General features: G+C 58.1%; 25 protein-coding genes. 10 read left to right on the top strand and 15 right to left on the bottom strand.

Annotated elements, in window-relative coordinates:
• Positions 1-41 precede the first annotated feature (41 nt).
• From K9U38_RS06310 to K9U38_RS06290, 5 genes are all read right to left on the bottom strand, one after another.
• Positions 42-260 (bottom strand): hypothetical protein, encoded by a 219-nt coding sequence (locus tag K9U38_RS06310; protein WP_224493481.1) that lies wholly within the window; start codon positions 258-260, stop codon positions 42-44.
• 34 nt (positions 261-294) lie between these two features.
• Positions 295-1020: a GTA baseplate fiber-binding domain-containing protein gene (locus K9U38_RS06305; protein ID WP_444357341.1), complete on the bottom strand. Its 726-nt coding sequence runs from the start codon at positions 1018-1020 to the stop codon at positions 295-297.
• A 158-nt stretch (positions 1021-1178) separates the two neighbouring features.
• Complete coding sequence (locus tag K9U38_RS06300) at positions 1179-1430, bottom strand: hypothetical protein (RefSeq protein ID WP_224493479.1); 252 nt, start codon at positions 1428-1430, stop codon at positions 1179-1181.
• 88 nt (positions 1431-1518) lie between these two features.
• A complete protein-coding gene (locus K9U38_RS06295) occupies positions 1519-1749 on the bottom strand; it encodes a hypothetical protein (RefSeq protein ID WP_224493478.1) in 231 nt (76 codons plus the stop codon).
• A gap of 64 nt (positions 1750-1813) precedes the next feature.
• Complete coding sequence (locus K9U38_RS06290) at positions 1814-2446, bottom strand: LysE family translocator (protein ID WP_224493477.1); 633 nt, start codon at positions 2444-2446, stop codon at positions 1814-1816.
• A 264-nt stretch (positions 2447-2710) separates the two neighbouring features.
• Between K9U38_RS06290 and K9U38_RS06285 the strand changes: the two genes are divergently transcribed.
• Genes K9U38_RS06285 through K9U38_RS06275 form a run of 3 tightly spaced genes read left to right on the top strand, consistent with a single transcriptional unit; the run spans position 2711 to position 6023 of the window.
• On the top strand, positions 2711-4864 hold the full coding sequence (locus tag K9U38_RS06285; RefSeq protein ID WP_224493476.1) for a transglycosylase domain-containing protein: 2154 nt from the start codon (positions 2711-2713) through the stop codon (positions 4862-4864).
• A gap of 36 nt (positions 4865-4900) precedes the next feature.
• Positions 4901-5485, top strand: a complete 585-nt coding sequence (locus K9U38_RS06280) for a DUF1214 domain-containing protein (RefSeq protein ID WP_224493475.1) — start codon at positions 4901-4903, stop codon at positions 5483-5485.
• A complete protein-coding gene (locus tag K9U38_RS06275) occupies positions 5478-6023 on the top strand; it encodes a DUF1254 domain-containing protein (RefSeq protein WP_224493474.1) in 546 nt (181 codons plus the stop codon). The genes K9U38_RS06280 and K9U38_RS06275 overlap by 8 nt, the downstream gene beginning before the upstream one ends.
• 1 nt (position 6024) lies before the next feature.
• On the opposite strand, the gene K9U38_RS06270 is transcribed toward K9U38_RS06275, so the two are convergent.
• Together K9U38_RS06270 and K9U38_RS06265 are read right to left on the bottom strand one after the other, a co-directional pair.
• Positions 6025-6312, bottom strand: coding sequence for a YciI family protein (locus tag K9U38_RS06270; RefSeq protein ID WP_224493473.1), 288 nt, complete (start codon positions 6310-6312; stop codon positions 6025-6027).
• Positions 6313-6370: 58 nt separating this feature from the next.
• A complete protein-coding gene (locus tag K9U38_RS06265; protein ID WP_224493472.1) occupies positions 6371-6562 on the bottom strand; it encodes a hypothetical protein in 192 nt (63 codons plus the stop codon).
• Positions 6563-6734: 172 nt separating this feature from the next.
• On the opposite strand from K9U38_RS06265, the gene K9U38_RS06260 reads away from it, so the two are divergent.
• Positions 6735-7694: a DUF2336 domain-containing protein gene (locus tag K9U38_RS06260; RefSeq protein ID WP_224493471.1), complete on the top strand. Its 960-nt coding sequence runs from the start codon at positions 6735-6737 to the stop codon at positions 7692-7694.
• A 51-nt stretch (positions 7695-7745) separates the two neighbouring features.
• Here K9U38_RS06260 and K9U38_RS06255 read toward each other — a convergent pair whose 3' ends face one another.
• From K9U38_RS06255 to K9U38_RS06245, 3 genes are all read right to left on the bottom strand, one after another.
• Positions 7746-8093 (bottom strand): DUF1491 family protein, encoded by a 348-nt coding sequence (locus tag K9U38_RS06255; protein WP_224493470.1) that lies wholly within the window; start codon positions 8091-8093, stop codon positions 7746-7748.
• Between the two features lie 142 nt (positions 8094-8235).
• Positions 8236-9105: a peptidoglycan-binding domain-containing protein gene (locus K9U38_RS06250; protein ID WP_224493469.1), complete on the bottom strand. Its 870-nt coding sequence runs from the start codon at positions 9103-9105 to the stop codon at positions 8236-8238.
• Positions 9080-10975, bottom strand: coding sequence for a sensor histidine kinase (locus K9U38_RS06245; RefSeq protein WP_224493468.1), 1896 nt, complete (start codon positions 10973-10975; stop codon positions 9080-9082). The genes K9U38_RS06250 and K9U38_RS06245 overlap by 26 nt, the downstream gene beginning before the upstream one ends.
• A 300-nt stretch (positions 10976-11275) precedes the next feature.
• Here K9U38_RS06245 and K9U38_RS06240 point away from each other — a divergent pair, with 300 nt between their 5' ends.
• Both K9U38_RS06240 and K9U38_RS06235 read left to right on the top strand, forming a co-directional pair.
• Positions 11276-11764 carry a DUF5330 domain-containing protein gene (locus tag K9U38_RS06240; protein WP_224493467.1) on the top strand — a complete coding sequence of 163 codons (489 nt, stop codon included), beginning with the start codon at positions 11276-11278 and terminating at the stop codon, positions 11762-11764.
• A 79-nt stretch (positions 11765-11843) separates the two neighbouring features.
• Positions 11844-12284 (top strand): SufE family protein, encoded by a 441-nt coding sequence (locus K9U38_RS06235; protein WP_224493466.1) that lies wholly within the window; start codon positions 11844-11846, stop codon positions 12282-12284.
• A 116-nt stretch (positions 12285-12400) separates the two neighbouring features.
• Here K9U38_RS06235 and K9U38_RS06225 read toward each other — a convergent pair whose 3' ends face one another.
• Positions 12401-13222 (bottom strand): DUF6456 domain-containing protein, encoded by an 822-nt coding sequence (locus tag K9U38_RS06225; RefSeq protein WP_224493465.1) that lies wholly within the window; start codon positions 13220-13222, stop codon positions 12401-12403.
• Positions 13219-13680 (bottom strand): helix-turn-helix domain-containing protein, encoded by a 462-nt coding sequence (locus K9U38_RS06220; protein WP_224493464.1) that lies wholly within the window; start codon positions 13678-13680, stop codon positions 13219-13221. The genes K9U38_RS06225 and K9U38_RS06220 overlap by 4 nt, the downstream gene beginning before the upstream one ends.
• Before the next feature lie 196 nt (positions 13681-13876).
• Here K9U38_RS06220 and K9U38_RS06215 point away from each other — a divergent pair, with 196 nt between their 5' ends.
• A complete protein-coding gene (locus K9U38_RS06215; protein WP_224493463.1) occupies positions 13877-14197 on the top strand; it encodes a cytoplasmic protein in 321 nt (106 codons plus the stop codon).
• 46 nt (positions 14198-14243) lie between these two features.
• Here the strand turns inward: K9U38_RS06215 and K9U38_RS06210 are convergent, their stop codons facing one another.
• Positions 14244-14681: a Ros/MucR family transcriptional regulator gene (locus K9U38_RS06210; RefSeq protein WP_224493462.1), complete on the bottom strand. Its 438-nt coding sequence runs from the start codon at positions 14679-14681 to the stop codon at positions 14244-14246.
• 396 nt (positions 14682-15077) lie between these two features.
• On the opposite strand from K9U38_RS06210, the gene msrB reads away from it, so the two are divergent.
• From msrB to K9U38_RS06195, 3 genes are all read left to right on the top strand, one after another.
• Complete coding sequence (gene msrB / locus K9U38_RS06205; protein ID WP_224493461.1) at positions 15078-15482, top strand: peptide-methionine (R)-S-oxide reductase MsrB; 405 nt, start codon at positions 15078-15080, stop codon at positions 15480-15482.
• A 111-nt stretch (positions 15483-15593) separates the two neighbouring features.
• Positions 15594-17699, top strand: a complete 2106-nt coding sequence (locus K9U38_RS06200) for a S9 family peptidase (RefSeq protein ID WP_224493460.1) — start codon at positions 15594-15596, stop codon at positions 17697-17699.
• A 121-nt stretch (positions 17700-17820) separates the two neighbouring features.
• Positions 17821-18156: a metallophosphoesterase gene (locus K9U38_RS06195; RefSeq protein ID WP_224493459.1), complete on the top strand. Its 336-nt coding sequence runs from the start codon at positions 17821-17823 to the stop codon at positions 18154-18156.
• Positions 18157-18183: 27 nt separating this feature from the next.
• Here the strand turns inward: K9U38_RS06195 and K9U38_RS06190 are convergent, their stop codons facing one another.
• Together K9U38_RS06190 and K9U38_RS06185 are read right to left on the bottom strand one after the other, a co-directional pair.
• Positions 18184-19152 carry an aliphatic sulfonate ABC transporter substrate-binding protein gene (locus K9U38_RS06190; RefSeq protein ID WP_224493458.1) on the bottom strand — a complete coding sequence of 323 codons (969 nt, stop codon included), beginning with the start codon at positions 19150-19152 and terminating at the stop codon, positions 18184-18186.
• Positions 19153-19303: 151 nt separating this feature from the next.
• Positions 19304-20230 carry a c-type cytochrome gene (locus tag K9U38_RS06185; RefSeq protein WP_224493457.1) on the bottom strand — a complete coding sequence of 309 codons (927 nt, stop codon included), beginning with the start codon at positions 20228-20230 and terminating at the stop codon, positions 19304-19306.
• Between the last annotated feature and the right edge of the window lie 52 nt (positions 20231-20282).

The raw sequence follows: 20282 nt of genomic DNA, 5'->3' as shown, positions 1-20282 counted from the left end.
AATTTTGCATGCATGTGAGTGCGTTCAAAATGGAATGATAATTATAATTCTTTACGTGAAATGAGCGTCGTTGCACTGATCCTACCAAAAAGCGAAACAATGCCGCTGAGTGCAGTCAGAAATTGCACGATTGTGTCCGTCAAGGCGCCCTGATCTGCCGGGTCGAGCCTTATGTCGAAGAAGCTCGAACATGAAAGCAGAATGGTTACAATCGAGGCCCATACGGTCTTGGAATGAAACCAGGCTTTTGCATTCGTCATTGTCAAAATCCTTCTTAAATCGTTGGTCGAAAAATCATTTGAGAGGAAATGCGATACGCGTTGCTCGTCCCGGCCCCACAGCGGCCGAAATCATCGCAACGCTGAAGTCAATTTCAGCCTGCACGTCGCCAAAATCCGCCAGTCGATCGGCGACGCTGTACGTCCAGTTGGTCTGGTCACAATCGACAGACCGGACCATCCCTCCATCCCTTCGTATTTCGATGCGGTAGGCCTCCCGGTCCTCGCCTAACGGGATATCGGGGGCCAGCCAGTTGTCAGCATCGATTCGTCCGCGCCGTATCCACGAAACATGCATATCGCCAGTTGAATCGGTTTGCGATTTCACATGGACCGGCTCCAGCGGCTGCAGGGCGCGCAAACCGCCGACGCGTGTCGTTACGCTGAAATGCTGATCGGAAAAGTCTTCTCCCGACGCCCCGACGCGCCACGTCAGTTCCAGACCGGTTTCATACGCTTTCAATTCGGCGGGCGCGACGGCATCGTCCAGCAGGATGAATGCCGCCCCCGCCTGACCTGGCGTGCGCGCCTCCTGTTCCGTTCCGCATTGTCCCCGCAACAAACCGGTCAACCGCCATTGATCGGGCTCAGTCTCCTCGGCGTTCAAGTATTGCAGTATTTCCCAACCACCTCCCGGCGCGGCCACGAGGGCGGTATTGCCGCCATTGAGCATCTGGAGGGACGAGATCGATTTCAGCTCCCCATGGTACAGCTTTACGCTCAAAGCCTGGTCGTTGAGCAGGCGCCGTGCGCCGGCGCACGGCCATCGCCAACTGAGCCATGGACTGTCCTTGAAGTCGATATGCGCTCAAGGCGCCATCGAACAGTGAATTCTGATAAGGGTTCGAACCCAAACGACACTGCCGCAAGTGCATTGCGATTCACAGCGCCATCCGCAATTCAGCCAATACGCCTGACGATCTCCTGTAAAAAGGCTCGTAATCCATCGTCGCTGCTGAAAAGAGTATTCGACTTTGCAGCGCGCCATATCCGGTTGAGCTCATCGGAGTCGTGCACGTTCTCAAGCACATCAAGGATGAACGCTTTGACCACTTGCTGTTGTTGAGCATTGATATGTTTCAGCGCAAAAGCAAATCTGTCCTCAACCTCGGGAAATGCTTCAAGAATGAAGGGGTTAAACCATTGACACATTTCTGGAAATTCGGGGGGGTACCTTCACTGCTTGTACTCCGACGGTTCCTTGTTGCATGCATTGCGGTCCCACTGTTAAGCATTTTTGCTAAATGAATTCACAGAGTTTGGATACGACGCGCTTCGCTCGAACTGGATCAGTTCGAAGCCCCATTTTGTCGGCCTCCACGGCGAGTAGATAAGAAACCATCTGATCGGTTGTTTCGCGCTTGAGCACCATCTTCGCCAAGGTGTGCGCATAAACATCATACTCATCCTGTGCCGCAGTGACGTCCTTTATATCAATTGGATGAGAAGTCGCATTTCCGACGATGACCAAAACCTAACCGATCACCGTCACGCAGTCAAGGATTATTTTCCTATCAATGAAATTATTCCAATGATCAGGCCGCGGCCTTCTTCCAGCCAAGAGCCAGCAACCCGGCGCCGATCATCAGTGATCCACCGGTTCTGTTGACTATGCGTTGCACGCCTGGCTTGCGAATGGTCTGCCGTGCCATGGAAGCCATCAAGGCATAGATGCCAGCGTTCAGCATCGCCAGGACGAGGAAGGTCGTCTCGAAAATCACCATCTGTGCGAATATCGGGCGTGAGGTATCGAGGAACTGTGGAAGGAACGCCACGAAGAAGATGATGCTCTTCGGGTTAAGTGCGGTCACCACATAGGCGTGGAGAAATATGCGGATGGCCTTGTCATCCTGAGCCGCGGCTCCCTCGCCGTCCAGCCGTGCGACAGGAGCACGCCAAAGCTTGATCCCGAGATAAATGAGATAGGCCGCACCCACCCATTTGAGCAAGGTGAAGATCGTCGCGGATGCGGCGAGCAGTGCACCAAGGCCGAGCATTGAGGCCGTCATTGCAGTGAAATCGCCAAGGGCGACGCCGGCAACCGTTGCCACAGCAAAACGCCGTCCATGACCAAGCGCATAGGAAATGACGAGCAGGATCGTCGGCCCGGGTATTGCCAGGAGAATGGCCGAAGCCGCCACGAATGCCAGCCAATGTTCTACGGACATGCTTTTGCTCCTAAACGGACAAAATCACACCAATCCACTGCAGCCGAGCGATTGCAAGGGGAAACTTTTCGGCAACAGTCGTCCATCAAAATTCATATCGGAAGCACCGACCCTTGTGGCTCTAATCATAAAGGCGGTATTCTTTTTGCGGGATGAAATGACCATATTGATCCTTAAGCAGCCGCCTCAAGAAGCTGTTAAGTGATATCCGCTACACCATATGCCTTCAAGGTATGGCTGAGCACAGGGCAGGCAAGAAAACCGATGGAAGAGCCCAGGCCAGGCAAGGAACGAAAGCGATTCAAGGTCTCGCCGCTGCTTGGGCTTGATGCCTGGATCGATTCAACCTTGTACGAAATGCGCTTTCGCCTGGCGGAATTCTGGGAAGATACAACCATCTTTTTCCGCCGTTTCCATGTAAGTGGCTGGCGGCGTGCAATCTTCGAGGTTCTTGGCGAGGCATTTACCTGGGGCACAGCCGGCTCGGTGGTCATGCTGACGCTGGCAATCCCTGCCTTTCACGAGACGGAGAAGAACTGGCGCACGCGCGACGACTTCGCCGTGACCTTCCTTGATCGCTATGGCAACGAGATCGGCCAGCGCGGCATCCTGCATCGCAATGCCGTGCCTATCGACGAGCTGCCGGACCATGTCATCAAGGCCGTCCTTGCCACCGAAGATCGCCGTTTCTTCGACCATTTCGGCATTGATTTTCTTGGCCTTTCACGCGCCATGACCGAAAACCTGCGTGCCAATTCGGTGGTCCAGGGCGGCTCCACGATAACCCAGCAGCTGGCGAAGAACCTGTTTCTCACCAATGAGCGCAGTATCGACCGCAAGATCAAGGAAGCGTTTCTTGCGGTCTGGCTCGAATCCAACCTGACCAAGAAGGAAATCCTGCAGACATACCTCGACCGCGCCTATATGGGCGGCGGCACCTTCGGCATCGCCGCTGCCTCGCAGTTCTACTTCGGCAAGAGCGTCAAGGACGTCAACCTTGCCGAAGCGGCCATGCTGGCAGGCCTGTTCAAGGCACCCGCCAAGTATGCTCCACATGTAAACCTGCCAGCCGCCCGCGCCCGCGCCAACGTGGTGCTCAGCAATCTGGTCCAGGGCGGGTTGATGACCGAGGGACAGGTTGTCGGCGCACGACGCAATCCAGCCACTGTCGTCGATCGCGGCCGCTCCGAAAGTCCCGATTACTTCCTCGACTGGACATTCGATGAAGTACGCAAGGTCGCCCAGAAAATGCCGACCCATACGCTCGTGGTTCGCACGACACTCGATACCGGCATCCAGAAGGCGGCTGAGGAGTCTGCTGAATTCCACCTTCGCCAGTTCGGCAAGGAATATAACGTGACGCAGGCCGCCATCGTCGTCCTGGAAAACAACGGCGCCGTCCGGGCCATCGTAGGCGGGCGCGATTATGGCGAAAGCCAGTTCAACCGCGCCACGGCAGCCCTTCGCCAGGCGGGTTCGTCCTTCAAGCCCTATGTTTATGCCGCTGCCATGGAAAAGGGGCTCACCCCGAAGACCCTGGTCTCGGGCGGCGCGGTCTCCTGGGGCAACTGGTCACCCCAGAATTATTCCCGCCAGTATCTGGGCAAGATCGACCTGACCACTGCACTGGTGAAATCCATCAATACCGTGCCGGTGCGCCTCGCCAAGGATTACCTCACCACGGCGCCGATCGTGGCCCTGACCAAGGCCTTTGGCGTTGAATCACCGATCAGCTCGCACAAGACCATGGTGCTCGGAACCTCGGGCATGACGGTCATGGACCAGGCGACCGGCTATAATGTTTTCGCCACCGGCGGCATTGCCGGGATGCGCCACCCCTTCACCCAGATCCTGAGCCAGAACGGCGACGTGCTGTGGGACTGGAAGAAGGATGGTGCCAAGCCACACCGGGTACTGTCGGAGACGGCGGCCAACAATATGAACTTCATGCTGGCGCAGGTGCCGGAATGGGGTACAGGCCGACGGGCGGCCCTGCCAATGACCCGCGCAGCGGGCAAGACCGGTACGACGCAAAGCTACCGTGATGCCTGGTTCTGCGGTTTTACCGGCAACTATACGGCAGCTGTCTGGTTCGGCAATGACAACTTCACGCCGACCAAGGAACTCACAGGCGGCATCCTTCCGGCAATGACCTGGCAGCGGCTGATGAATTACGCGCATCAGAACATCGATCTGAAGGCCATTCCCGGTATCGACCCGACCCTGCCCAAGCAGGAGAAAGTTGCTGCGGCCGAGACCGAAGCGATCGAAGAGGATACCGACGCGTTGAAGGCCGAGGAACGCCCGCGTGTTCTCTCCAACGCTACCGCGGCTGCCGTCCGCGAGATCGGCCAGGCGTTGAAAGCCGCGCCACGGCTGAAGCCGCCGGTCCTCCCGGCAAAAGTCTCCGCGCTTTGATTGCGTGCATGATCTCTCCCGTGTAGTCATCGTTCCATGCTTCGAAATGTCTTCCTCGCCCTGATTGCGCTCATAATTGCCTTCGGCGGAGGGACGCTGAGCGCATGGTATGCGGTGAGCCGTTTCGATGGTTTTGGCGCCCTCAGTATCGGCCAGTGGACCGCCCATCCGGAGGCCGGCACGCCATATTCCGACCCCTATGCGAAGGCACGCGCTGCGCGCGAGGGCGCCTTCCCGCTCGGCAGCACCGAGGGTCTTGCCTTCTACGCCTACAATGATGACCGCGGTGAGGCACTTGACCGGCAGTGCTCATACAAGGTCGAGGGCAACAGTCCGAATTCGCGCTTCTGGACGCTCTATGCCGCCGATCGGTCCTTGACTGCCCTTTCGCCAGGGATGGAACGGCTGCCGGCAATGCACTCGCGGCAGATACTACGCAAGGAGGATGGAGCGTTCATCGTCAATGTTTCGCCCAAGGCTCGGCCCGGCAACTGGCTCGCAACCACCGGTAACGGGCGCATGGTGCTGGTCATGACGCTCTATGACACGCCCGTCGGCAGTAATTCCGGTCTCGTCGACATGACTTTTCCGACCGTTACGAGGATCAGCTGCGATGGGTAAACTGGCTCGCGCCCTGCTCTTCGGTCTCGTCGGTGCCGGCCTTGTCCATATCGCGGTGGTGCTGCTGGTACCCTATTATTCCGACCGCAACGCCTGGTCGCGCATATCCGCCTATGGCAACGCCTGGCAGTTTCATCCGGTCGCGCGCGAGGGCGCGCCGGGAACGCGGCCCCTCGCCCTCGATCCGTTGTTTCAGGCTGCAGCATGCCGCTTCGACATAACCGACTTGCCGGCCCACATCACCGGCGTCGGCACGACCCCCTACTGGTCGATTTCGATCTATACCCGCCAGGGCGAAAACATCTATTCGATCAATGACAGGACAGCGATTGCCGACCAGCTCGATCTCGTCGTAGCCACCCCCCTGCAGATGATCGAGCTCAACAAGACCAAACCTGCCGCAGCAGAGAATTCAGTGTTGATCGAAGCGGAAATTGAAGAGGGATTCGTGGTCGTGCGCAGCTTTGTACCCGATGACTCGTGGAAACTGCAGGTCGATTCATTCCTGAAGAGCACCAGCTGCACGCCACTGCTTTGAGCTATTCGAGCAGCGCTTCCAGGCCCTTCTGCGTCCGCGAGGGCGTAAACTGATGCACGTCGTAATAGGCCATCTTCTTCTGGTGAAACGGATCTTGCGCCAATATTTCGCTGAGGGCGTCCTCGCTTGGTGCCCTTGCGAGGATCACGCCACCGACTCGTGGAACCTTGACGCCCGATGCGAGAAACGTGCCGGTGGCGTAGTGCTTTTCGAGGAACGCGACATGGGCGGGCATGCCCGCATCGATATCCTCCAGCGGGACAACATAGGTCAAGGAAACGATGAACATCAGCTTCGCTCCTGATGTGAGAATCCATGCCTATATGTTGTGACTATGGCGAGAATTCTCAACCCGGCTGCGGCAAGGAATCGAAGAACCGGCGCGGTGGTTTTGGCTTGGTGTGCCTTGGCGCTTCGGGTGTGTAGCGCTCATAGCGTACACCGGGGAAAATCGTGATCTCGGCTGTTGCCGAGCTTTTCGTATTTGTGTTGGAGCGGCGTTTTGTTGTGCCGGCAGGAAATGCGATGACAAAGCCCATTTTGGCCCATCCGTGTTGTGTGTTGCTCTCCTCAGTTACTCCGATGCATACGCGCGCATGATTTGCGCCATAATTTCATTAGACATGCCGATGGTTAACGGCTTGCTAACGCTTCGCGGCTAATTTTAGCCATTGTTTAACTGCGTTGTGCGTCGTCCAGTGGAGTGTGTTCGTGAAGTATCCTGAGTTTCGGGCGCTTGAAGACCGCAATGGCGGCAGCAAGGCTGACGATCTCCTGACCGCATCCATCACCGCTTTCTGCTGCGTCGCGAGACCGGCGAAGAGTGATGCGCAGCAGCTGGAGGATCTCGCCGTTCCCCTTCTTGCCCTCGCGTCACCGCGCGTACGCCGCCATGCCGCTGCAGCCCTGTCTGAACTGCCTCATGCGCCCAAGCGGCTTGTTCTTGCTCTTGCCGAGGAAGATGTGGACATCTCGGCTCCGCTGCTCCTACGTTCACCGCTTCTGCAGCCCGCGGACCTCATCGAAATCATCACCCATAAGGGTATCAGCCATGCGCGTGCCATCGCACGTCGGCGGATCGACGATCCTGAACTGCTACACGTCCTCAACAGCTTCAACGATGCCGCGATCGAACGGGCGCTGGAGATTCAGGTACATTTCGACAATGGCGATGGCATAGCAAGGCCGCACGCGCCAACAGCGCCGGAATCGCCACGCCTGCGCGAAACCCGCGAGGCTCTGAAAGCCCTGATGCGTGAAAGCAATGCCGGCCTCTCCAGCGATCAGCAACTCGCCAACCATCTGATTGATGCCGCGCTTCTCGACCAGACCACATTATTCGAAGAAGCATTCGCCGAGGCGCTGGGACTGGATCCTGAAAGCGCCAGGCGCATTATTGGCCATGGCCTCAACGCGGAACTGACTATTGCCCTCGCCTCCCTCGGCCTTTCCTCCGAAGCGGCGCACCTGATCTTGACTGGCCTCTTTGGCCTCGTTCACAAGGACCTGCACTCCCTGCGCCTTTTCGTGCAGTCCTACCGGCAGATCGATCATGAGAAAGCTCAGATGACAGTCGAACGCTGGAAAACCGCGGAGAACTCACAGAAGTTGCGGCAAAAGCTGCGCGAGATGGCCGCTGACTACGAAAGCGGCTCACGCAGGGTTTCTTGAAGCTCCGACGCTTTCAGTACACTAAACGCGGACCCAAAGGTCTGCCGCGGCCTAGACCGCTACCACAGGAAACAGTTCGGTGCGCTCGCCGCGAAAATCTTCGATCTCGACGATCCAAAGATCCCGGTCCCAACGTTTCTGCTTATCTAGATCGTCGTTGATATCCATTTCGGCAACGCCGGTCTTCAGCAGCGTGAACTGGCGCTCATCGGGTTTCGTCTCATCATAGACCATCTGTGGTGCTGGACCGAAAAGGTCGTAAGTGCCGTCAGTATTGCGAAACTTGATGAAGATGGCGCCCGCTTCCGCCGCCCCCTTGTGGCTGAGCGCCGCAAACGCACCATCGCCATTCACCCGCCGCACCAGAGCGGCAACCCAGAACTCTGATGTCAGACGCATCGGCAAAATCCCTTGTGCTCGAATTTCGGGTCATGACGAGTCGAAAATGGTGGTTTTTGAGCACCGGAGCGCAGCGTACATTGGGTACGTGAGCACCGGAGCACAGAAAAACGCCTTTTGCAGGCCATCATGGGTCGAAATTTCAGTTGATGAGGCCTATTTCCTGCATCTTGGCGAGCAACTTTTCGTCGGGTTCGCCGGTTACCGGCAGGCGGAACAGCTTCTGGAATTCGCTGACTGCGTCCTGCGTGGACGCGCCGATCTTGCCGTCGATCTCGACCTTGTCATTGCCGAATGCCCGAAGGCCCGCCTGGATCCGCACGATCTCCGCAGGCGACAACCCGCCCCTGGCCCCGGCATCAGTTGCCGCGCCTTGTTCAGTACTCGCAGAGATTTTTTGGACCGTGGCCTTTTCTTCGGTCGGTTCGGGCTTTTTCGCCGGAACGGCAATACTGGCCGTGGTCTCGTCGGGATTGTCGACAGCCGGTTCGATATCGATACCCATCTCCGCCGTCGCCTTGCGATAGGCGTCGATGGCAGCACGTGTGCCTTTGCCCGAAATGCCGTCAACCGTTCCGGTGTAGAATCCGAGCGCCAGCAGTTTCTCCTGCAGCTTTGCCACTTCAGGATCGCCGCCGGGAGCCAATAGCGGTTCCCCATTGATCGCGGCAGCGATCGGATCCTGGCTCTTGGGCACCGGCACCGACTTCACCTTGCGTATGGGTGCATCCACCGCGGTCTTGTTCTGCGACGAGCTGCCGGGCAGGCCATTCTCCTGCTTGATCGGCTTGAAAACAAGGTCGGGGCGGGTGCGGAAAAACACACCGTCATGGCCCTGGGGTTGATACCAGAGCGCATTGGCGGAGATGAACCCCAATGTCACGAGAAAGGCTGTCGTGCCGCCGGCAATCGCGGGATTGCTGGCGATGAGCGCGCCTGTCGCCATCAGGGCAACAGCGAACCGCCCTCGCTTGGGAGCACGGCGCTTAGGCCGATTTACGGGCTTCCCCATGGGAACCTCCCCTCGTGTCGCTGGTCGCTTGGAATTCGAAAACGTTTGCAATTTCTTCGTCCTGGACATGCGCCACGGCAGGTCCGCCGAGTGGAATGCGTACGTCAACCACTGTGCCTTGCCCTGGCGTGCTCCTGATCTTCAGATCACCGCCATGCAGACCGACGAGCCCTTTGACCGTGGCAAGACCGAGGCCCGTCCCCTCATGGTTGCGGGTGTAGTCGTTCTGCACCTGGCGGAAGGGCTGGCCGAGCGTTTTCAGGTCCTTTTCGGCAATGCCAATCCCGGTATCGCTGACGGAGAAGGCCAGCATGTCGTCCTCGATCAAGGCGTCGATGGTCACGACACCGCCGCTTTCGGTGAACTTGACGGCATTCGAGACAAGATTGATCAGCACCTGGTGGATCGCGCGGCTGTCGGCACTGACATTGCCAATGCGTGGACTGACGCGGTCGCATAATGTCACGCCCTTTTGCGAAGCCTGATGCGCCAGCATGTCGTGAACCATCGACACCGCCTCCTTGAAGGCGAAGCTTTCTACAAAGATTGGATAGGTACCCGCCTCGATCTTCGAAACGTCAAGAATAGCGTTGACCACCGACAGGAGGTGGTTGCCCGAGCGGTGCACCAGCTCGACATATTCGCGCTGGCGGCTGTCCGGCAGCTTGCCGCATATTTCCTGCAGGAGGACATCGGAAAAGCCGATGATTGAATTGAGTGGGGTCCGCAATTCGTGGCTGACAGAGGCAAGGAACCGGCTTTTGGCGATTTCCGCCGTTTCCACTTCTCGCCGCGCTATCACCAGTGCATTGCGATCACTGACCGCCTGCGACACGTCCGTTGCAACAACGACAAACCCCTCGCCCTGGCTATGCGGCACCGCCCGCAGACGATACGTGGCAAAACGCACGCTGTGGGCGTGCCTCGATGTCTCGCCCAGTGCAACGCAACGTAGCTTGAGCTCAACCTGCGCACTTGCTGCTCCGCCCTTCAAATCGGCAAGGAAGGCAAGATACTGCACGCGATCGGATACATGAACACGCTCCAGCAGGGGAGTACCGATCAAAAGATTGCGGGCGATGCCAAACTGGTCCTGCGCCTTGGCGGACAACGAGACGATAAGCCCGTCGGTTCCGAGGCTCAGGACAACGCCTTCGACAGCGCTTTCAAGATCGGCAACCCTGTCATCGCGGCGAGCGGCTGTCGCATGGGCCGCAAGGGTGCGGATGGTTTTCGCCAGCAGCACGGCAATGTAACCGAAGGACGCAATCAGCGTCGGCGGCGTCAGCGAAATGCCGCTTTCGGTACGCAAGGATGCCACCAGCAACACCGCCAGTACAATTGCCGCGACCGCGCCAGAAACTCGTAACGATTTTTTGCAGCGGTATACGAACCATGTCTCGAGCGGAATGGCAGCGGACATGAGCCAGAGCAGGAGATTGGCTGGCGATGCCGATGTGCCGATCGCGGCGATCGAGAAGGCGTAGACCGCAAGCGCACTTGCACCCACAACAGCACTGTTCCTCGATAGCGAAAGGGCACCGCAGAAAATCATTGGAAAAGCCAGAACACCGACGGCGAGGTTGATGACAGCTCCAACTTCGCCCGCCATCGCGTGAGTGGTGATCACGGCGGCAGCAAGCAGCAGCGGCATGGCGAAAAAGCTGCCGGCCAAGCGCGCATCGCGGTCGCGGCTGGCTACGCCGACAACGGACGGACTTACCCAGCGCTTGCACAGCCGCCCATAAGCCTCGGCAATCCTGGATCGTGTGACGGAATGGATCGGCACCAGTTTTTTCCTGCTTTCCGCAAAATCCGGCAAGCGCCAGATGGTCGCGGTCATTTTCCGAATGTTATTCGCAACACCCATGTCGCCGTTAACTTTTGCAGATGAGGCTTTAAGGAAAGGATAAAACCGGCATCATCGATGCTGCTCTCACTCCGTTTCGCGTGATTGTGGCGGGCATGGTAAATGAACGGTTTCCCCTGGGGCGGGCTATTGCGCACGAATCGTAGAACCCGGTCCTTCGCCCTCCGAAATTCTTAATCCTTCGTTTCTATGATCGCTCAAATGCAGAAATGCGTTTCAACGGGTTTTTGCCGGATCTGTGTCAATGTCTCCTCACGAGCCGCCTTGAACGGCGGTTCTGTTGCGACGAGGGAAACGGAAATGTTTTTTCTGATCAGGTTTGCGGTCAAGTTCTGCTTCTGGATGATGCTGGTCTCGCTTTTCATACCAGTGGACACGAAAGACGGCACCGGCCAGCCCGGTCCGATCGAGGCGTTTTTCGCCGCCCGCGAGACCATCAGCGATCTCAGCGACTTCTGTACGCGCAAGCCCCAGGCCTGTGAGACCGGCAAGGCCGCGCTCTCCAGCGCTGGCGTCCGGGCCGGTGAAGTGGCCAAGGTCGGATATGAGTATCTCGATACCCAATTCGGCATGAATGCAGGCAACCCCGATGCGACGGTCGCTGCTGCTCATGGCGGCACGGGCACCGGCCTAGCGACAAGCGAGGGCGATGCCATCAAGGCGAAGCTGCGCGAAGTCGCGCTGCGTGAAATCCTGGAGGCGGCGGTGCGCCAGCGCGAACAGGCCAACGAGGTGGACGGGCGGATGCAGACCGGGACAGTTGTAAGCAAACCAGTACGCCCGCAATAGGCTTTTGAAGCCGATAGCTGATTAAGACCGTGACGTTCGGCGCCTGGCTCACTATATATGCCATGAAAAGGAATTTTGCATGGCACAGACAATTGACGACATTATTGCCGATTTTGACTTTCTCGATGATTGGGAAGATCGCTATCGCTATGTCATCGACCTCGGAAGGGACCTGAAGCCCTATCCTGAATCAGCGCGCGATGCTCTGCACAGGGTCAAGGGTTGCGTCAGCCAGGTCTGGCTGAAAAGCACGCTCAGCGACGACGCGGACCCGGTCATCGATTATGTCGGCGATTCGGACGCCCATATTGTGCGCGGGCTCGTCGCAATCATGATGGTGCTCTATTCCGGCAAGAAAGCGTCCGAGATTTTGGCGGTCAATCCGGAAGCTGTCCTGAAAAAGCTCGGCCTCGACGAGCACCTCACGCCACAGCGTTCGAACGGCTTGCGTGCAATGATCGGCCGTATCCGTAGCGAGGCACAGGCCGTGCTCGCCACAGCCGAGGCGACGCAGCACTAAGCAAGATCGGTAGCAGCGAAGTCGCTGCCCTTGTAGAATAGTTCAACGCGATACGCTTTTGCGCAGGCATAGGCAAAGCGATCTCCCAAATTCAACCCCGCAGGGTGGCCAGCGGCTTACCTCCCGCGACGTTGGTTCAATACCGGCCTGTAGTCTTCGGTTCCCCAATGAATGATGCTCGGCCCTGTCCGTGAAGGCGCCGGCGGATAATAGTGACGGTCGAGTACCGCCAGCGCCGTCTTCAGGATGAGCTTGGCAGAGCGCGCAGGCCATTGCCGCTCCCGTTCAATTGTCTCCAATCCTTTGAGAAAACAGCACATATCGACCAGCACGCCGGACAATTCCGGGCCGACCGCCTCAAGTGCCCTGTCCACTCGCCGCCGCGCAGCCAGTGCGGCTTCGGTGATCTCCATCACCCCGTTGCTGTGCGACCCGGTCCCTGTGGCATTCCAGTTCATCCCGATCCGGGGCATCAGACTGCCCAGCGTAAAGTCCGCACGCAGCCGCTCGCCCGCTTTAAATGCCGCATCTCCGATAAGCGGCGCCCCGGACGTATCCCTGCGTCGGCGCAGCATCGCCAGGGGCGACTCAACCGTGTTGACACGCAAATGCACGTCGGCACCATCGTCTGTCACCACGAGCGTGTCCTCCCGGCGATGCTGACCGGCGAAGGGTTCGTCCTGGCACTCAGTCCGGCGCAGCCAGCAACGTCCCGCATCGGAGATCGCAAGCTTGTTGTCCAGGATTGTTGCAAGGCCCTGGCTCACAACCTGTTTCACCGCATCCCTGTCGACTGAAATCGTCCCATGGGTTCCGCTGTCGAGCATCAGCTTTTCACGCTGCCTTGCCTCGACAATCTCGACCGCGCTCTTGGAGATGAAACGCAGCAGCCGCTGTACAGCACCGCTAATTGCCTTTTCCCGCGACCGGACCGTCATCGGCGCACTGACCCATCGCGCATGAAGGCGGCTTTGACGATGCTCTCCAGTCTTTGGATGATCCGGTCAAACTCAAGCTCTTCACGCATGTCCTCGATCAGGTGGCAGGCATGGTTGACCGTACTCCTGTCGCGGCCGAACGCCCGCCCAACCTCGCTCATGGTCAAGGCGAGCGTGACGTGCGCAACATACATGCCGATCTGCCGTACCCGCGCCACAGGTCTCTCGCAACGCGAGTGCGATCGCAACTCCCGCCCGCAGACGTTGAAGAACGCGGCGAGGATGTCGAGAACCCCCTCGCAAACCTGCAAGAGACGCTCGTCCATTGGCGCCACTTCATCCAGGACCACCGGCTTCACGTGCGGCGTCTTGAACCTGCCCCGTCGCGGCCGGAGCGTGTCGATCATCGCATGTGCATCGGAATTTGATCGCAGCAGACGGGGGAAACTCGATGACATTCTCACTCCACTTCGATGATAGGAATATCTTCTTATATTTAGCCTATCAAGCCCGTGGATAACTTTTCAGTGTGATGGATACTAACTATCTGTTACGGCGTTAGTTTTTCTGTTTTGTCACGTTTGTATAGGACCTTTATCCTACGCGTCGTCATCGCCGCCATACTGCCCTCGTCTACACGGCAAGGAATGGCGGATGTCAGCGACTGAATGGAAAAAACAGCGGGATTCGTTTCTTGCTGCCAAGGAAAACGAACGGAATGTGGCGCGGCAACGGGCGGCCTTGCAAATTCTATGTGGCGTGGATCTCAACGCCATCGCTATGCAGGATGAGGAAAGCCGGGCCCATATGTGCAGGCGGCTCAAACGCCTGATCGAGCGGGAACGGCTGAAGGGCGCAAAGGGCCACTGGAGCTATGATCTGAACCGCCATATCGGTTTGAAGCAGACGCTCGACAGTCTGAGGTCTCCCCAACCCGAGATGGCGTCTGTAAGCGGCGGCGACGGGATAAAATAAAAACGGCGCCTCTCGGCGCCGCTTTTACTCAACATGAAAGGCTGGATTATGCGGCCTTCTTGCGCTTGCGGCCAAGGCCCATGTTTTTTGCCAGGCGCGAACGGGCAGCGGCGTAATTCGGAGCAACCATCGGATAGCTCGGATCAAGATCCCACTTCTCACGATACTGTTCCGGGGTCAGGCTATAGTGTGTCATCAGATGGCGCTTCAGTGACTTGAACTTCTTGCCGTCTTCAAGGCAGACAATATAGTCGTCCGCAACAGACTTCTTTGGATTGATGGCCGGTTTTGGCTTCTCCTGAACTGTGACAACAGCTTCCGCTGCACCGCCGACGCGGCCAAGGGCAGCGTGGACATCAGCAATGAGCGTTGGCAGGTCGCCAGCTGGTACCGAATTATTGCTGACATATGCAGCAACCAATTCCGCAGTAAGTTCAAGCAGAACATCGCTGGCAGTTGTATTTGAATTCTCGAATGTGGTCATCTAAGTCCAATTCCTTCGTCTAATTTGAAATCCGGGTAGGGAGTGAAAAATCACCAATATAAAGTCGAAAACACGCGGAGTCCCCAACGCCTTTGATACTACTCTATTGCGGAACGGAATGAAATTGTCAAATCAATACTTTGTATACATAAGAAATGGTTTGAACAATCCACAACAACAGAGCTTATCGGTTGGCGCCTCGAGATAGACGCAAGAAAGTCGGATCCCAGTTGCCAATACGAAGGTGCGCACATGCACCGCTGGGCGGACGCGCCATACCACTAAGACAAAAAATGGCAAAAATGAGGAACAGATAAATGCCTTACAAGCATTCTATAATAACAGATATTGCGGCAGGCAGTGTTCACGATTAAATCTATGAAAAAGGACAATGCAATGAACACAAAAACATTCAAAATCGTAAAAACCGATGCAGAATGGCGTGAACAGCTTACGCCGGAGCAATATCAGATAACCCGCAACCACGGCACGGAACGCGCATTTTCCAGCCCCAATTTCGACAGCAAGCTGAAGGGCACCTACAACTGTGTCTGTTGCGACCGTGCCCTCTACCGGTCCGAGACCAAATACGAGTCCGGCACCGGCTGGCCGAGCTTCTATGCGCCGATCGAACCTGAAGCCGTCAATGCAGTGGAAGATCGCTCCTACGGCATGATCCGCACCGAAATCAAATGTGCCGATTGCGACGCGCATTTGGGCCATGTGTTTCCGGATGGCCCTCCCCCGACGGGCCTGCGCTATTGCATGAATGGCAACGCCTTGGTCTTTAGTGGGGATTGACGGGACGACAGCTTTCCCTACACCTCTGCGGGAGCGGTTTGCAGCTCCAGACCTTAAATTTATCCCATTGCTTGCAGGACTGCGCGTTCGTGCTGGCAGAAAGTGTTTTTCATGATCAGCACCCCGCGTTTTGTCAGCATTCCTGCTCCGCAGTCCGAAAAACGGCCAGTTTCCGATACGCGCCACGGCACGACGCGCGTCGACAACTACGCCTGGATGCGTGCCGAAAACTGGCAGGATGTCTTCAGGGATCCCTCCACGCTTGATCCGGCCATTCGTGCGCATCTCGATGCCGAAAACAGCTATCAGTCGACACTGATGGCTGACACCAAGGCCCTGCAGGACAAGCTATTTGCTGAAATGAAGGGCCGCATCAAGGAGGACGATTCCTCCGTGCCCTCAAAAGATGGTCCCTATGCTTATGGCACGTCTTTCAAGACCGGCGGCCAGCAGCCGCGCTTTTTCCGCACACCGCGCGACGGCGGGCCGGAAACCATGCTTCTCGACGGCGATCTCGAAGGAGAAGGCAAGGCCTATTTCCGCCTGGCCTCCGCCGATCACTCCCCCGATCACAATAAGATGATCTGGGGATTCGATGACAAGGGATCGGAATTCTTCACACTCCGTGTCCGCGACCTTGGAACCTTGGAGGATGCGGCCGACATCGTCAGCGATACGACCGGAGGCGGCGTATGGAACGCCCAGTCCAACGGCTTCTACTACACCCGGGTCGATCCCAACCACCGCCCTTCCCGGCTGTTCTACCACGAGCTCGGGCGGCCCGAGAGCGAGGACAGGCTGATACACGAGGAAAAAGACCCGGGCTTCTTCCTTGGCGTTGGCGGCAGCACGCTGAACGACTTCATCTTCATCGACATGCACGACCATGAAACTTCGGAGATATGGATCCTTCCTGCCAATGACGCGGCCGCCGAACCCAGACTCGTGGCCGAGCGGCAGGCGGGCATCGAGTATGGCCTGACGGAAGGCGGCGATGTCTTCTACATCCTGACCAATGCCGACGGCGCCAAGGATTTCAAGATCATGTCCGCACCGGTCGGTGCCCCGGAAAAAGCCAACTGGACCGAAGTCGTCGCCCACAAGCCAGGGCGGCTGCTGCTCGGGCATTCGGCATATACCAATCACCTCGTCTGGCTCGAGCGCGAAAACGGTCTGCCACGCATTGTCATTCGTGACCGCAAGTCTGGCGAGGAACATTCCATAGCCTTCGATGAAGAGGCCTATGCGCTTGGTCTGCAGGGCAGCGCCGAATATGATACGGAGGTCATCCGCTTCTCCTACTCATCGATGACCACTCCGTCTCAGCTCTATGACTACAACATGCGCACGCGCGAGCGGACACTGTTGAAGACACAGGAGGTCCCTTCCGGCCATAATCCGGACGACTATGTGACGCGGCGCCTGCTCGCGCCGGCGCCCGATGGCGCCATCGTCCCCATCTCCATACTCCACCATCGCGATACAAAGATCGACGGAACGGCGCCATGCCTGCTTTATGGCTACGGCTCCTACGGCATCACGATCCCGGCGAGCTTCAACACCAACTGCCTTTCACTGGCCGATCGCGGGTTCATCTATGCCATCGCCCACATCCGCGGCGGCAAGGACAAGGGATATGGGTGGTATGAGGACGGCAAGCGTCTTAACAAGCTCAACACCTTCAATGATTTCATTGCCGCGTCCGAGCATCTCGTCGCGGAAGGCTTCACAAGCCATGACCGGATAGTCGCCCAAGGCGGTTCTGCGGGCGGCATGTTGATGGGGGCTGTCGCCAATATGGCGCCGGAAAACTTCGGCGGGATCATTGCGGAGGTCCCCTTTGTCGACGTCATCAATACGATGCTCGACGACACCTTGCCGCTCACGCCCCCCGAGTGGACCGAGTGGGGCAATCCCATTACCTCGGCCACGGACTATGCCTACATGGCTTCCTATTCGCCCTACGACAATGTCGCGGCGCAGGCCTATCCGCCGATCCTGGCGGTCGCCGGCCTCACCGACCCACGCGTCACCTATTGGGAACCGGCGAAATGGGTAGCCAAGCTGCGCGAAATCAAGACGGACGACAACCCCATCCTCTTCCGCATCAACATGGATGCGGGTCATGCCGGGGCCTCCGGGCGCTTCTCGCGGCTGGAGGAAGTCGCCTATGTCTATGCCTACGCCCTGAAACTCGTGGGAAAAACGCAAATGTGATCGCCGCGCACGGAAACCATAAGCCTTTCCGCGCCGTAGCTACGTGCCAGCAACGAAATCAAGGCGCAATCTTGCGTCAATTTCGGGTATGATCGACCTCAGGGTTCCGGAGGAATTTGTGATGAAACGCAGCACATTTGTATTGATGCTCGGTCTGGCTTTCGTGGCGCAACCGGCGCTCTCGCTGGTCGGCACCGGCGAGGCCCTGGCTGTCCGCAAGAATGTCAGCGAATATGCCGGTCAGCGCTGCAGCCCGCCGCCGCGTGGCAGCGGGGTGATCATCGGGCGTTTCCAAGGATACATGGACTCCCCGATGATCTCCAACGGCGATTCGCGCTGGCCCGTCTCGGCCTATCGCTGCTTCCGTTCATTCGATGAATGCCGGGGTTGGCTCTATACGATGCAGAGCAAATACATAGCTTCGACATCCAACACGATTGCCTGCGAACGGCGCTGAAATTGCGGCATGTAGCAGTGGCCTGTTTCAGGCCGGACGGCCGTTCCATACGATCTGGCTGACATCGAGCTTCTTCGGCAATATCTTCAGCTCGAAGAATTCGTCGGCCAGCGCCTGCTGGTAGGCGACGGCTTCGGCCGATACCGCCGCGACGCTGCCAAGATCGGCACCCTTGCGTGTCAGGACAACGCGTTGAATGTCTTCCGGGACGCCAGTGATCCGAGAAAGCGTCCCGATCGTTTCGTCGAGATTGTCCTGCGCGCGCTTGCCCACGATGGCCAGCTCATCGAGGACCTCGGCCAGCACATCGCCGTGCGCGGCGGTGAAATCGCCATTGCTGAGGAAGTACGACCAGGAGTCGACAATGCCCTCGGCCGTCGCCAGTACCCGCGTTTCCGGCCGCTTTTCGGCCACGGCGAAGAACGGATCCCAGATCGCCCAGGCGTCGATCTGGCCCGCCGTAAAGGCCGCGGCCGCATCGGATGGCGAGAGGTCCGACGCATTGATGTCCGTGACGTTCAGCCCCGCAGATCGCAATGCCTTTACTGTGAAATTATGGGCGCTCGACCCGCGCTTGAAGGCGACACGCTTGCCCTTGAGATCGGCGATCGACCGGATGGGCGAATCCTTGCGGACCAGGATTGCTGAGCCGGCGGGTGATCCCCGATAGGTCCCTGCATAGCGAAGGTTGCCACCTGCGGCCTGCGCGAAAAGGGGTGGCACATCGCCTGTCGGCCCAAAATCGACGGCCCCTGCACCAAGTGCTTCGAGCAGCGGTGGCCCCGACGAAAACTCCGCCCAGCTGACGTCGATACCACGCGCCTTGAAGCGTTTTTCCAACGCTCCCTGCCCCTTTGCCAAAGCCAGCACTCCGTTCTTCTGCCAGCCGATACGCAATGACCTCAACGGCTCGGAAGCGGCGCGGGCGGCAAATGGCAAGGCTGCGGCGGCAGCTCCGCCGCCCAAAAGAGCGAGTGTCTGTCTGCGGTTGAACATTGAAGCATCCCTTTCCATGGCCCTGGCGCCACCCCAAGAGGCGCCGATGCCCGAAAGCATGGCGCAAACGGCCGGATGCATCGACGTAGGAATTACCGAACTAGGACAGCTACGGGGAAAATCGTGCCCGCCAGGCTCGGTCGCGGCGAAATCACTTGGCCGTGGGATAGCCGTTGGGGTGCGGCGGCACGGCCTTGAGATAAGCGGCTATGGCCTCGCGATCTGTCCCTTGAAGATGTGCCGTGTTGAGTACGACATCGGCCATCGAGGATCCGAGCGAGTCGAATTCCGGCGTAAAGCCGCTTTCCAGTGCATAGGCGATGTCGTTCGCCGACCAGTCTGCAATACCGCCTTCTCCGCCGGTGATGTTGGGGACGACGCCCTTGCCCTCCGCAGCCGTAGCGCCGGCAAGCCATTGCGCCTTTTCCATCCCGCCAATGGGATTGCGCGGCGTGTGGCACTCACCGCAGTGGCCAGGCCCTTCAACCAGGTATTGACCGCGTTTGGCCGCATCGCTCGCATCGGCAATCGTCAGGACCGGGTCTGGTGACAGATAGAGCCGTTTCCACAGGCCAAGCCCGCGTCTGACATTGAATGGAAAGCCGAGCTTGTGCGGCCCGGCCACATTGTCGGATGGCGGCAAGGTCTTCAGGAAGGCGTGCAGGTCCGCGATATCCTGCAACTGCATGCGGGCATAAGACGTATAGGGAAAAGCAGGATAATAGTGCGATCCTGCCGGAGACACACCTTCCATCATGGCATTGGCAAGGTCTTCGAACGACCATTCGCCAATGCCCTGTTGCGACGGGGAAATGTTGGGCGCCACAAACGTGCCGAACGGCGTGATCAGATTGAGACCACCTGTAAGCACCAGTCTGGCATCGCCCTTGGCCCCAGGCGCGGCATGGCAGGACGCGCACCCGCCCTGCCAGAAGATGGCCGTTCCACGCTGTGCGTCACCCGGTGCCGTCGCCGCAATCCTCGCCGGGTCCACATAGGACGGAGCAGAGAGAAACCAGAAGCCGACGCCGCCGGCAATCGCCAGCACGAGGATAAGCAATCCAAGCTTGCGTATCATGCGAGACACCCCCCGGCGACGCCTTGATAAGTCGAGCTGATGCGACAGTTGA

Origin of the sequence: Phyllobacterium lublinensis (genome assembly GCF_020164435.1) — a bacterium.
Taxonomy (GTDB): Bacteria; Pseudomonadota; Alphaproteobacteria; order Rhizobiales; family Rhizobiaceae; genus Phyllobacterium; species Phyllobacterium lublinensis.
The sequence above is the reverse complement of the archived record's forward strand: the minus strand, read 5'-3'. Positions and strand labels throughout refer to the sequence as shown.

Excerpts from the sequence above, each read along its gene's own strand:
- K9U38_RS06310 (WP_224493481.1), bottom strand. The coding sequence starts at position 260 with ATGACGAATGCAAAAGCCTGGTTTCATTCCAAGACCGTATGGGCCTCG.
- K9U38_RS06300 (WP_224493479.1), bottom strand. The coding sequence starts at position 1,430 with ATGTGTCAATGGTTTAACCCCTTCATTCTTGAAGCATTTCCCGAGGTT.
- K9U38_RS06290 (WP_224493477.1), bottom strand. The coding sequence starts at position 2,446 with ATGTCCGTAGAACATTGGCTGGCATTCGTGGCGGCTTCGGCCATTCTC.
- K9U38_RS06285 (WP_224493476.1), top strand. The coding sequence starts at position 2,711 with ATGGAAGAGCCCAGGCCAGGCAAGGAACGAAAGCGATTCAAGGTCTCG.
- K9U38_RS06280 (WP_224493475.1), top strand. The coding sequence starts at position 4,901 with ATGCTTCGAAATGTCTTCCTCGCCCTGATTGCGCTCATAATTGCCTTC.
- K9U38_RS06275 (WP_224493474.1), top strand. The coding sequence starts at position 5,478 with ATGGGTAAACTGGCTCGCGCCCTGCTCTTCGGTCTCGTCGGTGCCGGC.
- K9U38_RS06270 (WP_224493473.1), bottom strand. The coding sequence starts at position 6,312 with ATGTTCATCGTTTCCTTGACCTATGTTGTCCCGCTGGAGGATATCGAT.
- K9U38_RS06265 (WP_224493472.1), bottom strand. The coding sequence starts at position 6,562 with ATGGGCTTTGTCATCGCATTTCCTGCCGGCACAACAAAACGCCGCTCC.
- K9U38_RS06255 (WP_224493470.1), bottom strand. The coding sequence starts at position 8,093 with ATGCGTCTGACATCAGAGTTCTGGGTTGCCGCTCTGGTGCGGCGGGTG.
- K9U38_RS06250 (WP_224493469.1), bottom strand. The coding sequence starts at position 9,105 with ATGGGGAAGCCCGTAAATCGGCCTAAGCGCCGTGCTCCCAAGCGAGGG.
- K9U38_RS06245 (WP_224493468.1), bottom strand. The coding sequence starts at position 10,975 with ATGGGTGTTGCGAATAACATTCGGAAAATGACCGCGACCATCTGGCGC.
- K9U38_RS06240 (WP_224493467.1), top strand. The coding sequence starts at position 11,276 with ATGTTTTTTCTGATCAGGTTTGCGGTCAAGTTCTGCTTCTGGATGATG.
- K9U38_RS06235 (WP_224493466.1), top strand. The coding sequence starts at position 11,844 with ATGGCACAGACAATTGACGACATTATTGCCGATTTTGACTTTCTCGAT.
- K9U38_RS06225 (WP_224493465.1), bottom strand. The coding sequence starts at position 13,222 with ATGACGGTCCGGTCGCGGGAAAAGGCAATTAGCGGTGCTGTACAGCGG.
- K9U38_RS06220 (WP_224493464.1), bottom strand. The coding sequence starts at position 13,680 with ATGTCATCGAGTTTCCCCCGTCTGCTGCGATCAAATTCCGATGCACAT.
- K9U38_RS06215 (WP_224493463.1), top strand. The coding sequence starts at position 13,877 with ATGTCAGCGACTGAATGGAAAAAACAGCGGGATTCGTTTCTTGCTGCC.
- K9U38_RS06210 (WP_224493462.1), bottom strand. The coding sequence starts at position 14,681 with ATGACCACATTCGAGAATTCAAATACAACTGCCAGCGATGTTCTGCTT.
- msrB (WP_224493461.1), top strand. The coding sequence starts at position 15,078 with ATGAACACAAAAACATTCAAAATCGTAAAAACCGATGCAGAATGGCGT.
- K9U38_RS06200 (WP_224493460.1), top strand. The coding sequence starts at position 15,594 with ATGATCAGCACCCCGCGTTTTGTCAGCATTCCTGCTCCGCAGTCCGAA.
- K9U38_RS06195 (WP_224493459.1), top strand. The coding sequence starts at position 17,821 with ATGAAACGCAGCACATTTGTATTGATGCTCGGTCTGGCTTTCGTGGCG.
- K9U38_RS06190 (WP_224493458.1), bottom strand. The coding sequence starts at position 19,152 with ATGTTCAACCGCAGACAGACACTCGCTCTTTTGGGCGGCGGAGCTGCC.
- K9U38_RS06185 (WP_224493457.1), bottom strand. The coding sequence starts at position 20,230 with ATGATACGCAAGCTTGGATTGCTTATCCTCGTGCTGGCGATTGCCGGC.